The 16,047-nt window shown below is 33.5% G+C and carries 13 protein-coding genes; 5 read left to right on the top strand and 8 right to left on the bottom strand.

Annotation, left to right across the window (positions count from 1 at the left end; genetic code table 11):
- Positions 1-457: 457 nt before the first annotated feature.
- On the bottom strand, positions 458-919 hold the full coding sequence (tnpA, locus tag ASE40_RS06345) for an IS200/IS605 family transposase (RefSeq protein ID WP_057116126.1): 462 nt from the start codon (positions 917-919) through the stop codon (positions 458-460).
- Between the two features lie 163 nt (positions 920-1,082).
- On the bottom strand, positions 1,083-1,556 hold the full coding sequence (locus ASE40_RS06350) for a CinA family protein (RefSeq protein ID WP_057116127.1): 474 nt from the start codon (positions 1,554-1,556) through the stop codon (positions 1,083-1,085).
- A gap of 221 nt (positions 1,557-1,777) precedes the next feature.
- On the opposite strand from ASE40_RS06350, the gene ASE40_RS06355 reads away from it, so the two are divergent.
- From ASE40_RS06355 to ASE40_RS06365, 3 genes are read left to right on the top strand one after another with little or no spacing between them, the layout of a single operon-like run.
- Positions 1,778-2,266, top strand: coding sequence for a hypothetical protein (locus tag ASE40_RS06355; RefSeq protein ID WP_057116128.1), 489 nt, complete (start codon positions 1,778-1,780; stop codon positions 2,264-2,266).
- A 30-nt stretch (positions 2,267-2,296) separates the two neighbouring features.
- Positions 2,297-2,689 (top strand): hypothetical protein, encoded by a 393-nt coding sequence (locus ASE40_RS06360; protein ID WP_057116129.1) that lies wholly within the window; start codon positions 2,297-2,299, stop codon positions 2,687-2,689.
- Between the two features lie 38 nt (positions 2,690-2,727).
- A complete protein-coding gene (locus tag ASE40_RS06365) occupies positions 2,728-3,000 on the top strand; it encodes a PrgI family protein (RefSeq protein ID WP_057116130.1) in 273 nt (90 codons plus the stop codon).
- Positions 3,001-3,143: 143 nt separating this feature from the next.
- On the opposite strand, the gene ASE40_RS06370 is transcribed toward ASE40_RS06365, so the two are convergent.
- The 5 genes from ASE40_RS06370 to ASE40_RS06390 all read right to left on the bottom strand — a co-directional run bounded on the left by ASE40_RS06370 (position 3,144) and on the right by ASE40_RS06390 (position 10,617).
- Positions 3,144-3,518 (bottom strand): STAS/SEC14 domain-containing protein, encoded by a 375-nt coding sequence (locus ASE40_RS06370; RefSeq protein WP_057116131.1) that lies wholly within the window; start codon positions 3,516-3,518, stop codon positions 3,144-3,146.
- A gap of 435 nt (positions 3,519-3,953) precedes the next feature.
- The gene (locus tag ASE40_RS06375; RefSeq protein WP_057116132.1) at positions 3,954-5,723 is read right to left on the bottom strand and encodes a RagB/SusD family nutrient uptake outer membrane protein; all 1,770 of its coding nucleotides are present in this window, start codon (positions 5,721-5,723) and stop codon (positions 3,954-3,956) included.
- Between the two features lie 6 nt (positions 5,724-5,729).
- Positions 5,730-9,014 carry a SusC/RagA family TonB-linked outer membrane protein gene (locus tag ASE40_RS06380; protein ID WP_057116133.1) on the bottom strand — a complete coding sequence of 1,095 codons (3,285 nt, stop codon included), beginning with the start codon at positions 9,012-9,014 and terminating at the stop codon, positions 5,730-5,732.
- A gap of 70 nt (positions 9,015-9,084) precedes the next feature.
- The gene (locus tag ASE40_RS06385) at positions 9,085-10,008 is read right to left on the bottom strand and encodes a FecR family protein (RefSeq protein WP_057116134.1); all 924 of its coding nucleotides are present in this window, start codon (positions 10,006-10,008) and stop codon (positions 9,085-9,087) included.
- An 84-nt stretch (positions 10,009-10,092) separates the two neighbouring features.
- A complete protein-coding gene (locus tag ASE40_RS06390; RefSeq protein ID WP_057116135.1) occupies positions 10,093-10,617 on the bottom strand; it encodes an RNA polymerase sigma-70 factor in 525 nt (174 codons plus the stop codon).
- 263 nt (positions 10,618-10,880) lie between these two features.
- On the opposite strand from ASE40_RS06390, the gene ASE40_RS06395 reads away from it, so the two are divergent.
- Together ASE40_RS06395 and ASE40_RS06400 are read left to right on the top strand one after the other, a co-directional pair.
- Positions 10,881-11,945 carry a phosphatidylinositol-specific phospholipase C1-like protein gene (locus tag ASE40_RS06395; RefSeq protein ID WP_057116136.1) on the top strand — a complete coding sequence of 355 codons (1,065 nt, stop codon included), beginning with the start codon at positions 10,881-10,883 and terminating at the stop codon, positions 11,943-11,945.
- Between the two features lie 227 nt (positions 11,946-12,172).
- Positions 12,173-14,104 (top strand): metallophosphoesterase family protein, encoded by a 1,932-nt coding sequence (locus ASE40_RS06400; RefSeq protein ID WP_057116978.1) that lies wholly within the window; start codon positions 12,173-12,175, stop codon positions 14,102-14,104.
- A gap of 311 nt (positions 14,105-14,415) precedes the next feature.
- Here the strand turns inward: ASE40_RS06400 and ASE40_RS06405 are convergent, their stop codons facing one another.
- Positions 14,416-16,041 carry a glycosyl hydrolase family 18 protein gene (locus ASE40_RS06405; RefSeq protein WP_057116137.1) on the bottom strand — a complete coding sequence of 542 codons (1,626 nt, stop codon included), beginning with the start codon at positions 16,039-16,041 and terminating at the stop codon, positions 14,416-14,418.
- Positions 16,042-16,047 lie beyond the last annotated feature (6 nt).

Here is a 16,047-nt window from a genome sequence, read left to right on the forward strand (position 1 = left end):
TTTCTACCGATGAGATGTTCCTAACGGAACATTTATGACTCTTTTATTTTTCTAAAATTCAATGAATTTTCTACTCTATTACTTACTTATAAAATAACATAAAAATCCAAACCATGTTCCGTTAGGAACATCTCATCGGTAGAAAAAATTATGTATCTAGTGTCGTCCCGTAGGGACGTTTGGAATTTAAAGAATTGGCTCTTTAAAATTATGCGATTGCGACAATCAAACGTTCCTACAGAACGTAAAATCAATACATTTATTTTTTTTTCTACCGATGAGATGTTCCTAACGGAACATTTATGACTCTTTTATTTTTTTTAAATTCAATGAATTTTATACTCTATTTACTTACTTATAAAACAACATAAAAATCCAAACCATGTTCCGTTAGGAACATTTCATTGGTAGAAAAAATGTTTGTTTTTTTGTGTCGTCCCGTAGGGACGATTGGAATTTAGAGAATTGGCTCTTTAAAAATATATTGGTTATCGTATTCAATTTCAAATGCTTTGAGTAATTTTTGATATTCTTCTAAAAAAGATTCTTTTTTATGATGCTCTTCTTGGTTTTGGATATAACGAATTACATTCAGCACATGACTTCTTGAATAAGAAAAAGCACCATAACCCTCTTGCCATGCAAAATTTGGAGACAGTTTTTCCTCTTTAATCCATTTGCAGGTTTCTGTTTTTAAATTTTGAATAAGAGATGAAATAGATTGTGTTGGTCGCATCCCTATAAATATATGAATGTGATCTGGCATACTATTTATATAAAGCATTTTATGTTGATTTGATTGTACAATACCAGTTATGTATTGATGCAATCTGTCTTTCCATTCTTTTCCAATTAATCCTTTTCTAAATTTTACTGCAAAAACAAATTGTATGTGTATTTGTGTATATGTATTTGCCATATGATTTCTACCGATTAATGTTCCTTTTGTACAAATTTCCAAAATGCTAAAAATCGATATATCTCATAGAAGTCATTAAAATATCATTTTAAGCTAAATCTTAAAAAACACAGAAAAGCCGCAAGATAACTTGCGACTTTTGTAAATTATTGTTGGTTACTTTTCAAATCTCCTCCAAAATCAATTCTGCAACTGCATCGATTGCTTGATTGATTATACTTTCAGGATTTCCTTCAAACTCAAAATGTCTGGCAATTTCTTTTTCTGCAATAATAATATGTATAAAAATGGTTCCTACTGGTTTTTCTTCACTTTCGCTTCCGCCTGGAGTTGTAAGACCAGTGAGGGCAACACAGATATCTGAGCTAATATAACGACAAAAATTCTGTGCCATCAATTTAGTCACCTCGGCAGATTCTGCGCTGTATTTTTCTATTGTTCCCCAAGGAATATGCAGTAAATCTTCTTTCATAGAAGAATGGTAACTTACTATCCCTCCTATCAAGATTTTCCCTGAATTAAAAACTGTCGAAAATTCATAACACATTTTTCCAGCAGAAGCACTTTCTGCAAATGATATGGTCAAGTTTTTTTCTATTAGAGCTTGACAGCAAGCGGTCACTTTATGAGATGCCATAATTATTTAATTTTTAATTACTATTTCATATCAAAATTAGAATGTAAGTAACATGGTTATCTTACATAATTTCTTACACTTCTTATATTATAAGTAACTGTTAATTATGCAACTATAAATAATTTTCTTGTAAAGGCTTTTAGTTATCTGCTTGTTAAATTTGTAAAACCCTACTTTTTAAGTTTAAAAGTATTACGACAAAAAAATAAAAAAATAGTATTATGGAAAAGCAACACAACCATGATTATGGTCAATTCGACCCTGATTATATAGATCAAAATACTCTTGTAGACGGAACTTATTCAGTTGAAGATGAATATAAACAAGAGCTGAAAAAACACGATGAACGCGAATTTGGTGAAAGTGATCCTGACATCATTGAGCAAAATACGCTAATTGATAATGACAATTACGCAAGGGATGAAGATCCGTATCAATATCAAGAAGAATTTGTAGAAGATCTATCTCATCCAGAACAAGATTTTGAAAAGAATACAAATGTAAGATCTGAGAACATTCCAAATCAAGAACGTATTATTAATGAAGATGATGCCATTACAAATGACGATACGGAAGACGACTTGAATGATGAGTATGATCCAGATCTAGATTTAGACAATGATTTGGAGAAAGATGATGACTTAGACAATGATGAAGAACTAGATGATTTTGATGCTGAACATTATCCAGAAAACCATCCTAGAGAATAACCATTTATCATAGCTTCAAAACAATTGTTTATGACTATAGTAACACAAATTGTCTGGCTATTTATTTTAGCAATTCCAATTGCCTGTATAAGCTGGACTGTAACGCACGAAGAGATATTTAGAGAACCACATGAATGGTGTGTCAGACGTTCTAAAAATGACCGATTGTTAGTATCGAGGAAATTTTTCTACCTCTTTACGTGTGAATATTGTTTTAGCCATTATGTCACAATTGCATTTTTAATTCTTTGTGATTATAAACTTTTGTTAAATGATTGGCGAGGCTATATTTTGGCAGGGTTTTCTCTGGTTTTTACAGCAAATGTCTATATGAGTCTTTTTGCATTGCTCCGTCAGGCGATCAAAAAAGAAAAAGTTGAAATCGAAAAAATCGAAAGTGAAACTGACTCTGAAAAAGAATAAAAATTAAAAAAATAAGTATAACTAAACAAATTATTGTCATGGAGAATTTAAATTTCATAGATCCATTATTACACGGAATTACCCCACAGAATAAATCAATTAATCTTTCGGTTAAACAAATGGTATGCGCAGGAGTTGGTGCACTTTTGGCTTCTGCAGTTTTGAAAAAAACAGGACATCCAAAAGCTAGTGCTGTTGTTGGAAGTATTGCACTGCCAATTTTAGCTTCGGCTTGTTATAAAAAGTATAGTGAAGTTACTAAAGAAAAAATCGACGCTAAAACAAGCAGCGGTATCGAATACAATCATTAATCATCATTTGTGATAAAATCTAAAAAGCCTATAATTAATTTTATAGGCTTTCTTTTTATAATCTTCTCTATTGAGAACTATTTATTTTCCATTTTGAGTAGAAATTTTACAGTATTACTATTCAAAGGATGTGTTATGGGATCTTATTTTACCTCGATATTTCCTTCAACCCAATTTAAGGCTTTATTAAAATCTACTTTTTTAAAACCTTTAAATTCTCCTGGAACAATATAACTAAATCCGTTTGTGAACGAAATAATTTCTTCAGTATCTGTAATGATTGCTGCTCTATTCCATTTTCCTAGATGTTTTAATCCTAAGAGTGCGTCTTCCAGCCACGCTCCAGCAGTAAAGTTTTTAATATCTGTATCGAGGACCAATAAAAAATTAATTTCGTTGGTTTGTTTCACTAAATGTTCAACCGCAGGCACTACTGCTGTTAAAAAATCTTCTTTGGTTACTTCTGCTAATGCTCTAAATGCAACTATGTTATCGGTAGTGTCAATTTGATGTATCATGATTTTTACACTTTTTTTGAGTTATTAATTTGAGTTTTTATTTCTTGATATTTTATAAGACGGTTGTATCCAAAATACCAAATTCCACCTCAAATATACTGATTCAATGATAGTTAAACCTTATATTTTTTCATTTGATTATTATATATTTTGAAGGTTCTGAGGTGCTGAGAGGCTAAGATTTTAAGTTTTTTCATTTGGCTGCATCCATAGATTAAATTGAAAATCAGTTTTTAAAATTAAATGGATATTCGTTGTGTAGACGCACTGCGGTGCGTCTCTACAGAATACATATCCAATACAAAACCTGTGAACCTTTGCAACTTACAACCTTAGAACCTTAGCACCTTAGAACCTTAGAACCTTAAAAAAAAAGCCTATCTCTTTCGAAACAGGCTTTTTGAAAAAAAATAAAAAATAAACTAACACACAAACTTAATTGTATCCTTGGTTTTGTTTGAATTCTTTAGTCACATCTATTGTTGACTGCGGAATTGGAAATATTCTTCTAAATGGTTCTGAAGCAGGTTTTGCAGTTCCCGCTAAATCAAATTTTCCAAAACGGATCATTTGTGGTCTTCTTTGCAATTCCCAGTACAATTCAAATCCAATTTCTTTATATAAAATAGTTTGATCTATTGATGTTAATGGTTTTCCAGTTACACCTCCGTATAAAGATTCTCTTTTTCTGCTTGTACGCAATTTATTAAGATCATCCATTGCCAATCCTGTGCTTCCTTTTCTAAAATAAGCTTCGGCTCTCATAATGTAGATTCCTCCTAAACGAAATAATGGAATATCAACATTACTATTTCCGTTTCCTCCTTCAGGATCAAATTCGTATTTGAAAATACGAGCCCCTTGATTGATTTCGTTTTGAGCAAAAACAGATTGTGCAGGATTTTTAAAAGTCAAAGAAGGTGTAAAATCCATTCTTGTTGTTGTGCTTTTTTCCATATATAATGGAGAAACTTTGATACGGTTTCCTGTCATTTCCAAAGATCCTGAAGCTAGCAATATTGGTCCGTATTGTGGTCCGTATTGAATACCTCTGTTAAAGTGGAACCAAGGTAAATTAGCACTTTTTGGTACGATATCAGTTGCTGGAACACTTACATCTGTACCATCGTTCATAAACCATGTACCATCTCCATATTGGTATTTTTGCTGAAATCTCGGATCATCGTGGTTTCCATCCCATGTTGCAAAAAACTCTGGAGTTGTGCAAGCCGCATTTGTTCCTCTGTTTGCTGCAGAAGTTCTTTGGTTACGTTCCATACATACATAAGCGAAACTGTTTGAACCGTTACGGATGTAATCTATCTTTTGAGAAATCGCAAAAATAAGCTCTTTCCCATTTTCATTATCTCTTGCAAAGTTTTTGAAATAATCGCTTTCTAAACTGTATTTTCCAGAATTGATCAATAATGAGGTATAGTAAATTACACGATCCATATCTGTTCCTGTACCAGTTGCTGCAGCTTCATTAAAATTAAAATTTGAAGCTGTATTGTAACGATCTTTAAAAACAGCACGATTCAAATACATTGTACTTAACAAACCATAAGCAGCTTCTTTTGTAAATCTTCCGTGGTGTGTTCGCTGCTCTCCCATACTTGCCAAATCTGGAATTAAAGCCTCAACATCGGCAATTAAAATATCGATTTGTGTATCAGCTTTTAAAATCTGTAAAGGCGCATTCGGATTCATTGGATCTCTGTATGGCGCTTGTCCGTACAAATCTAATGTTGTATATAAATAATACGCTAAAAGTCCTTTAGCTTCTGCTAAAAACAATTTTTTCTCTGAAATTGAACTTTCTTCAATTGACTGAATTGCTGTTAAAGAACGAGTAATTCCATTAGTAAGTTTGTTCCAGTTATCAACCACGATTGCATTATCAGACTTCCATGTAAATTCGTGCATGTCTCTCCATTTTCCGCCATCTCCCCAGTCACTTCCTCTAGTTGGCAAAATTGCCTCGTCTGTAGTGTATTCTTGCAGCGAAAAAATTCCACCGTGATCTACAAAAGTTCCGTCTCCCAATCGGTCATAAGCAGCAGCAAGCGCCCCTGCAGGGTTTGAAGCATCTTCTCCTAAAACCTCATCTAAAACCACTTCGTCAAGATTTGTACAGCTTGCAAAAAGCCAGATAAAAGAAAATAATGCTAATGTTTTAATATTAAAAATAGTATTTGTCTTCATAATAAATTATAGTTTTAAAGTTGCTCCAAAACTGAATGTTCTTGAAGTTGGATAACTTGCGTAATCGATACCAATAGATTGGTTTCCTCCGTTTGATTTTGGGCTGTTGATTAACGGATCGTAACCTGTATAATTTGTAATCGTAATTAAGTTCTGACCTGTTACATATAGTGTTAAGCCGTTGATCCAGTTCAATCCTTTTAAGTCAAAATTGTATCCAATACGAGCGGTATTCAATCTAATGAAATCAGACTTTTCTAAGAAAAGCGTTGACAAAATTGGTGAGTTTGTAGGGTTCGCGCCTGACTCGTAATACCCTGTTGCTACGTTACGATCTGATGCTAAGTTGTTTATATTTAAAGCATTCAAACCTGTATTATTTAATAAATAACCTCCAGTTTGTCCGATGATAGAGAATGAGAATGTAAAGTTTTTATATCTCATATCACTGTTTAATCCGTAATAGAAAGTTGGAAGCGCACCTTCAATAATAATTCTATCACTGTTATCAATTTTACCGTCTCCGTTTTGATCTTTAAAAATATTAGCTCCATTAGCATCAAAACCAGTATGTTCTAACAAGTAGAAAGATCCTGCTGCGTAACCACTTTTATAGATATTTGCATTTACACCAGATTGTCCAGGTCCTGAAATTGTTCCTGTTAAGATTTCTGAAACTGGCAGATCTTGAATTTTATTATTCAACGTCGCACCGTTCATGTCAACATTCCAAGTAAAATCTTTAGTATTTACTATCTTAGAACCTAACATAATTTCAAAACCTTTATTGATAATTTTACCGTCAATATTAGTCCAGATTGTAGTCGTTGGACTTAAAGCTTGTGATGGTACATTCAAAATCGCATCAGTAGTGGTTTTGTTGAAATAATCTAATGTTCCGTAAAACTTATCGTTCCATAAATTGAAATCTAAACCTAAGTTATATTGCGTTACAACTTCCCATTTTAAATCAGGATTTGGTGTTCTGTTAACAGAAACTCCATTAACTAAATTTAAATCATCGTATAAATAATATCCGTCAGCTCCAGATAAAGAATAACTCGCCTGTGTAATTTTATTTTCAACTTCTTGATTTCCTGTTTGTCCCCAGCTTGCTCTTAGTTTTAAATTGTTTAATGATGTCGAATCTTTGAAGAAACTTTCATTAGCAATATTCCAGCCTAAGGCAAAAGATGGAAAATAACCGTATTTATTATTTTTACCAAAACGAGTAGATCCGTCTCCTCTCATAGAAGCTGTTAAAAGATATCTGTTGTCGAAACTATAGTTTAATCTTCCAAAATAAGACTGTAATTCATTTTCCTGAGCATAACCAGTCGTTCCAGATTGTGTGCCTTTAAAGCCAGGATTAATTGAAGGAGGTACACCTTCACCTTGATTCGAAATTCCGTCAATACTGAAAGCTGTTCCAGATCTTTCAAATTTTTGATATGAAAATCCACCTAAAGCTTCAATTTTATGTTTATCTAAATTGAGATTGTAAGTCAAATAATGTTCAACCAAAGAGTTTTTAGAATCTAGATTATTCTGAACATATTTTCCTTTTGGATTTAAGTCTGTTAAGTTTGGAAAAATAGTAGTATTTCTCTCTGACATTGAGCGGTCGATACCAAGGTTTAATTTATATTCTAATCCGTCAATGATTCTTAAAGAAGTTTCAAAATTCCCTAACACTCTCAAAGTACGCGTTTGATCGGTATAAATACTTAATAAATACGCTGGATTGTAGTGCGCATTCATATTAAAATTGGTATAATTACCATTTGCATCAAAAACTGATCTCGTTGGATTTGCCATTAATGTGTGAACCAGCAATTGTCCATTAGAGCCTCCGTCATCACTTGTAGGAACGCCATCGTCTTTAGTTTCGCTGGCAGTAAGATTAAATTTTAATTTTAAACGTTTTTTATCCAAAAACGACTCAGCAGCATTAATTCTTCCTGTCAGACGTTTAAAATCGCTGTTTCTAATAATACCTTCTTGATCTAATTGCGATACAGATGCATAGTAATTTCCAGACTCTGTTTGTTTAGAAAATGCCAGCGAATTACTTTTTGTAACAGCTTGTCTAAAAATAACATCCTGCCAGTCTGTATTACCTCCGTGATCAAAAGCTTTGTCTTTAATAGCGTTTCTGTATTCATCAGCACTCAAAACATCTAATTTGTTGGCTACAGTAGAAATTCCTAAAGACGAATCAAAAGTTAAAGTTCCATCTCCTTTTGCTCCTTTTTTAGTCGTTACTAAAACAACTCCATTAGATCCTCTTGCTCCGTAAATGGCAGATGCAGATGCATCTTTTAAAACTGTAATAGATTCGATATCGCTATTATTCAAAAAGTTTAATGGATTTTTAGCTTGAGAACTACCAAAACCAACATTCGTTCCAGATGGGCTCACATCATCATTAGACAATGGAATTCCGTCAACAACAAACAAAGGCGTACTTCCACTTCTAATAGATCCAACACCTCTAATTGTTACATTTACTCCAGCTCCTGGCTCACCGCTTGTACTAACCACACGAACACCAGCAACTTTTCCTTGAATTAAATTATCTGGAGAAATGCTTACACCTTGCTTAAAGTTTGAAGCTTCCAATTGTGTAACTGCTCCAGTAACGTCTTTTTTAGATTGTTTACCGTACCCTACAATTAAAACCTCATTTAATTCTGCAGTAGTTGGTTCTAACTGAATAGTCATAAAACCAGTTTGTGCTGTAACCGTTTTGGTTTTGTAACCAACGTAAGACACATCTATAGTTTTTCCTTCTCCAACAGAAAGTTCAAATACTCCGTCAAAATCAGTTACAGTAGAGTTAGAAGTACTTGTTTCGATTACAGTTGCACCTGGAATTGGCACTTTGTTCTCGTCTACGATTTTTCCTTTAACTTTAATTCTATCAACCGCTTTTGTATTTACCGTTTTTGGCGCAGCTTTTTTCTGTATTAAAACTAATTTTCCGTTAATGTTGTAATTAAAATTGGCTTTTTTAGAAAGATCATTCAAAATTTCTGTAATAGATTCTCCGCTGTAATTTACCGCATACGCAGTATTATCTGCTATTACAGCTTGCCCGTAACTGAATTTATAATCAGTCTGCTGCGTTAATTTTGAAAAAATAGAAACAAGAGTCGCTTTTTCTATTTTATTTTTTACATTTGGCTTTTCTAATAAATTTGTTCTACTATAACCGCTTTGAAAAGCCAGTAAAGCCAGAACTAAAAAGACAAAACTCTTTAGATTTAAATAAGAAGGTTTAAAATACATGATTTAAGTAATTGTTTTTACGATGCTTAATTTATTAATGGCAGTTGTTCCCGCAACTGCTTTTTTGTTTTTAATCCACTTTTACTATTTCGCCATAAACTTTGAATTTTAGGTTTGTGATATAATTTATTTGTTCCAAAACATTCTCTAATGTTGCGTCCTTCTTGATGAATACCGTTAACGGCGTTGCTAATACGTGTTCATTATTGTACTGAAATGAAACTCCGTATTTATATTGTAAAATTGTAATAACTTGTTTTAGCGTAGTTTGATCAAGTGTTACATCTTCATTGTACCAATTGACTAAAAAGGCTTTATCTGCCGAATGTTTGATTAGTTTTTCCGATTCAAATAAAGCTTCTTCATTCGGAACCAAATCGACACTTTGCCCTTTTCCAGAAACATTTACTTTTCCGGTCACGACAATAACCTTACAATTCAATTTCGATAATTGAATATGGAATGAAGTCCCGACAACTCTGGTTTTTATTTCACCAGAATAAATAACAAAAGGATGCTGTTTGTCTTTAGCAATTTCAAAAAAGGCATTTCCTTTTAATAAAGAAACCGTTCTTTGGTCGCCTTCAAATTTTTCAGGATACTGAAATGATGAGTTTGCTGCCAGATAAATTTTCGAACCGTCACTTAATTGGATAGACTGGGGAATCGATGACGTTTTAAATGTGATTTGTTTTTGGTCTAAAACATTTGGTCTAAATAAAAATCCTAAACCAACTAGAAAAAGAATGCTGGCAGCAGCTATATATTTTAAATAAGGATTGAAGGTTTTCTTCTTTCCTATTCTAAGTTGAATTCCGTAGTAAATATTTTGAGAAGCGTCTTCTGGATTTCCCATTAAACCATTATCCCATTTTGAATTTTGATATTCATTAAAAGCAAAATCATTTAGCAGATTTTCTTCAGCTGCTGAAGTTTTACTTCTTGAACTTTTATCAAGCAGGTATTCTAAACTATGTTTGATTCTTTTTATCATAAATACTTATTGTTATGAATAAGTACCAGAATCTCGAAATCGTACTATCGCCAAATATTATGAAAACATCAAGCGAAAGTTATTTTAAAATTTTTGATTAAAAATAATAAATGGAGCCAGCCAAGCTAGATCTTTCAAGCCTTCACGAAGTTGTTTTACGGCAGATGAAATTTGGTTTTTTACCGTTTGTTTAGAAATTCCAAGTTCCTCTGCAATCTGATCGATTGTCATATCCTGAAATTTATACATCAATAAAACTTCTTTTCTTTTCTCAGGAAGTTTATCTAATAAAGAATAAAGCAGATCCATAACTTCTGGATCTATAGACGAAAAATTGTCAATAATGTAGTCTTCAAATTTTTCTTCTAAAATAGTCTTGTCAAAGCGATTGTTTTGGTAATGCTTAAAAACCTGATTTTTTACGGCACGAAATAAAAAAGGTTCGATTGCATTAATATTCAACTCTTCTTTGCGCTCCCATAAATCGACAAAAACATCTTGAACAATGTTCTGTGCCAAGTCTTTGTCCTGAGTCATCGTATAGGAAAACGCATTGAGTTTTTTCCAGTATTCGTTATACGTTTTTTCAAAAATTTCAGGATTATTCATAAGGCAATTACAGACTGATTTGTATCGTAAAATAATAAAATCAAAAGCCAATGTTTTTTGCGTCAAGGTTATCTTTAAATTAAGAAATGAAAACTTTTGATGTATAAATACTACTTTTTTAAGGACGAAGTACTAATGATTTTGCGATTTCTTTTTCTTTAACTAACAAACAAATCAAAGACTACCTTTAACTTAGTCTTTTTAAAAATGTAATTTTCTTTTGATGCGTCCCAATCAAATAGTATCAATTCCATTTTAGAATCATGAAACAAATTTTGTTCACTTTATTTCTTGCCGGTGCTGTAAATTACAGCGTTCAGGCTCAAAACGAAAATCTTAAAATTAATCAGCTTCAAGTTATCGGTTCGCATAACAGCTATCGTCATGCTATTGAAACTGATTTATACAATCTTATTCAGGCCAAAGACACTTCGCGTTCCTTAAAAGGCTTACAATACACTCATATTAGTATTACAGATCAATTAAACAAAGGTTTACGCAATCTTGAAATTGATATTTTTGCTGACGCTAAAGGCGGAAAATATGCACATCCGAAAGGCTTAGATGCTGTAAAATCTGAAGAAGCCTACGATCCAAAAGGATTAATGAAAAAACCTGGTTTTAAAGTTTTCCATATGCCAGATATCGATTTTAGAACTTCTTGCTACACTTTCAAAATCTGTCTTCAAGAATTAAAAAAATGGTCTGATGCTAATCCGAATCATGTTCCCGTTTTTATCACTTTAGAACCAAAAGACGGCGATGCTAATTTCTTCGGAACCAAACCAGAAGATTTTACTGCAGCTGTTTTTGATGAAATGGATAAAGTAATCAGAAAAGAATTAGGAAAAGACAAACTGATTACACCAGATATGGTAAGAGGAAAATACAAGACGCTCGAAGAAGCAGTTTTAAACAACAACTGGCCCACTTTAAAAGAAGCCAAAGGACGATTTCTATTTCTATTAGATAACAACGGCGCAAAAAGAGATTTGTACGCATTAAATCATCCGTCCCTTAAGGGACGCGCCGTTTTCATTAACGCCGAACCAGGAAAACCAGAAGCTGCAACTTTATTTAGAAATAATTCTGAAGATCCACAAATTGAAGATTTAGTAAAAAAAGGCTACATCATAAGAACCCGTGCCGATTCTGATACCAAAGAAGCACGCGCCAACGATTATTCTCATTTTGAAGCCGCAAAAAGATCAGGCGCACAAATCATCACAACCGATTATTATCTGCCTAGCACTTTCTTTAATTCACCGTATCAGATTAAGTATGATGATGGAAGTTATGTTCGAAATAATCCTGTGACTGGAAAATAGTTTTTTTGTTTCAGGTTTCAAGTTTCAAGTTATTGCTGGACCGAGAAACTTGAAACTTGAAACAATAATAATTTTAACCGCAAAGAGCGCAAGTTCTTTTTAAGATTACGTTATAAACGCGAAGTTCACAAAGCTTTGCGATCTTGTTTATTTTAGAAACTTTGCGCCCTTTGCGAAAAACCTTAGCGGTCTTTGCGGTTAAAAAAACTCAAAAGTTAAAAACAATTATGAATTCAAGATATACATTTTTACATATACTGTTCTTTGTTGTTTTCTTCAACAATACTGCATCAGCACAAAAAGTAAAAAACCTCAACGGAACACAAATCGCATTTTTATCCGATGTGCATTTACAAGATTTATTTGGCAGCTTTTCAGATTCCGATTATAAAGGAGTTTTGAATCCGAAAACGGGACAGTATGTTTTAGTGCGAACCATGTCGTCTCAGCTTCATTCCACTAGAATTTTCAATGAAAATTATTTTGCATTTATAGCAGCATTAGAAGATATCGCCAAACGAAAAATCAAATATGTTGCACTTCCAGGGGATTATACAGATGATGGCCAGCCGATTCACGTTCGCGGATTAGCCTTAATATTAAAACAATACACCAAAAAATACGGAATAGAATTCTTCATCACCACAGGAAATCATGATCCAGTCGGGCCGTTTGCGCAAGAATCTGGAAAAGAAGATTTCTTAGGAAAAGAAGGCAAAAGTCAGCCCATTTTTAGCAAAGAAGGCCTTTATAAGCCAAATTTAAACACCGAACAGCCAGTAGTTGTTACCGCCGACATTGCTAAAATGGGTTATTTAGGAATCACCGAACAGCTTCAGAATTTTGGTTTTCATCCAAATAAAAAATACAAATTCTGGGCAACGCCTTTTTCTAATTATACTAGTGAAAATTACTCGTTTGAAAAAGCAGCGGAAAGTGCTAAACTGGCAAACCGTGTGTATGAGGTAGCTCCAGGTTACGAAGTTCCAGATGTTAGTTATGTTGTAGAACCTATTGACGGACTTTGGCTAATGGCTATTGACGGAAATGTTTATATACCTAAAAAAAATGCTTCTACTGAAAAAGATTCTAAAAATTACAACGAAGCCAGTACGGGTTATAACAATGTGCTTTCCAATAAAAAACATCTAATAAAATGGGTTGAAACTATTTCGGCTGAAGCCAAGAAACAAAGGAAAACTTTAATAGCTTTCAGTCATTTCCCAATGATTGATTTTAATGATGACGCTTCTGCGGAAATAAAAGAGTTGCTTGGTCCAAACAAATGGCAGTTAAATCGTGTTCCAGTTGAAGAAGTAGCTCAAGTTTTTGCAGATGCAGGGTTGAAGATTCATTTTGGAGGCCATATGCACATCAACGATACGGGAGTTCGGACTTCTGCAAAAGGAAATACTCTGGTTAATATTCAAACACCATCGCTTGCCGCATATATTCCCGCCTATAAATTATTGACTTTCAAAAAAGATAATCTTGTCGATATTCAAACCATTACTATTGATAATGTTCCGAGGTACAACGAACTTTTTGATTTATATGAAATGGAATATCAGTTTTTAAAAAGCCAGAACGTCCAAGACATTTGGAATATTGATATTTTAAAAACAAAAAACTATCATGATTTTACCGATTTTCATTTAAAAGAATTAGTTCGCCTTCGATTCTTAAAAGACGATTGGCCTTCTGTTTTTAAAGATTTCATTTTGAATGTTTCTGCAAAAGATTTACTGATTTTGGCCAATATGCAATCTGATAAAGATTTTGATTTTATACTAAAAAATAAAGAACAGTTTCAAACAAAATGGAAAGAAGCTGAAACTAAATCAGAAAAAATCCTAACTCAAAATAATCTCAAAAAAGAAAACTTCAATTGGACAGGTTATGATCTTTTAGTAGATTTTTATCGTTTCAGAAGTGCCGATGAATTGGCTCTAGCCGATGTTGGAATTCAAAGAGCAAAAGAATACAAAGTCTTATCCAATTTATTTTTAGAAGGTTCTAAAGCTGATCTTTCAAAAGACACTCCACTACAAAAACAAATGAAGTTATTCCTGATCATCGTCAATAAATTTATGCACGAAGTTCCAGCAGATCATTTTACAGTTGATTTGAAAAATGGCGAAATTAAGAGTGTGAAGTAATTTATTGTAAGAGACGTTTTTTTTACCGCAAAGAACGCAAAGGTTACGCAAAGTTCACAAAGTTCACAAAGTTCACAAAGGATTTTGAGTATAATTTTATAAATTAAAGTTCGCAAAGCATTATGGGATTAGCTTTGCGAACTTTTCATTTTATAAATTTAGCTTAAAAAAAAACTTAGCGTTCTTTGCGTAACCTTTGCGTTCTTTGCGGTTAAAACAAAAAAAGGCCGTCACAAAAAATGACAGCCTTTTCATCACATTAAAACCTAAAATTTAATGTATCTAAAACCATTATGGCAAATGGGTTAGGGTTATTTTTTAATAAAACGTCTTACCGTTTTGATTCCGTTTTTCTCTACCGAAATTAGATAAATTCCTGTTTTTAAAGTCGAAACATCAATGCTGTTATTGTTTACGGTTTGAGAAAAAACAGTTGCACCACCTTCTGTATTGATGACATTTACATTTCCACCGGAAACCTCTGTGCTGAAGAAAAGCTGACTTTCAGTCGGATTCGGATAAATCTCCAAACTTGCAATTGATTGTTCTGAGTTTACAGAAGCAGATTTTGCGGTTGAACCCGATTTTGTAATTCTAAACCAGTTTATATTAAACCCTGTGTTTTGAACATATATCCCGAAATTGTACGTTCCAGCATTTACGTTTACAGTTTGAGTAATTGTCTGCCAGTTTTGCCATCCTCCTGTATTTGGCACATTTATAGCACCAAGCTGAATAGTTCCTGCATTTAAATCAGAGGATAATCTTCCGCCTGTAACAGCACTTGAAACACGATATTCTATTTGATAAGAACCAGAAGTTGGGAAATTAATATTATAATAAGCCATCCAGTCGCCTGTATCGCAATATCCTACATTTAATCCACCGCCTGTATCGGTTGTTGCTTCGGTTTGAACACCACTCATTGTATTGTAATTTTCGGCTTGAATTAAAGTTCCTGTTGCGGGAGGATTGCTTCCCGAAATTACCTGGTTAATTGCTGTCAGTAAAGATTTAGTTCCTGTTGCATCCTGAGACAATTCCCAAATCATAACTCCCCCCGCATTTTGAATCGCAAAAGTCGTTTTTTGTTTGATTGTTGGAATTCCGTTGTAATAAATAGTGTTTCCTACCTGATCTAGATTTTCAGCCCCCGGATATTGAGCTACAATATTAGCATACGAAATTCCTTGATTGGCAGAAGCACCAAAACCGTAGCCGTAAAAAGGAAGTCCGATGATGGCTTTACTTGCAGGCAATCCTCTTCCTGTCCAGTAATTAAACTGATTTACTGCCATGCTGTAAGGCGAATGCTGTCCCGGACTATTTGGTGCCCAAGGCCCTGTTGCATCATAAGCCATGATATTAATCCAGTCGTAAGCTGCAAAAGTAGATGAAGGTACATTGGCACCTCCATATCCTTCTGAAAGCGCCGCCGAAATCAATTTACCATTGGCATGCAGTTTATTGGCAAGAGCAATAACAAATCCGCCGTAATCTCCATTAATTGCTGGGCCTTCCAAATCAACATCTACTCCATCAAAATTATGAGCTACCACATAATCATAGATTTTTTGAATAAAAGCCGTTCTGTTGGCTGGTGTAATCAAATTGAAGTAATTATCACGAATAGGGCCTCCTTCTGAAACTGAACCTCCTCCAAGCGAAACAAACACTTTTACATTTTGGGCATGTGCCGCATTTATTATGGCATTACTTCCTGAATTAAAACTCAAATATCCGTTGGCATCAGGATTTTCAAAAGCAATATTAATGTGCGTTAATTTACTGTATTGAACAGTGCTTGAAAAAGCGTTCAAATCAATCCAGTTCGGAATGTAAGCAATGACTTTTTTCTGAGCTGTCGCTAAGTTAAAAGCGCCCAAGACTAAAATAATCATGCATTTCTGCAGCATTCTTTTGTAATTGTTTTTCATAATAAT

Origin of the sequence: Flavobacterium sp. Root935 (assembly GCF_001429295.1) — a bacterium.
Classification (GTDB): Bacteria; Bacteroidota; Bacteroidia; order Flavobacteriales; family Flavobacteriaceae; genus Flavobacterium.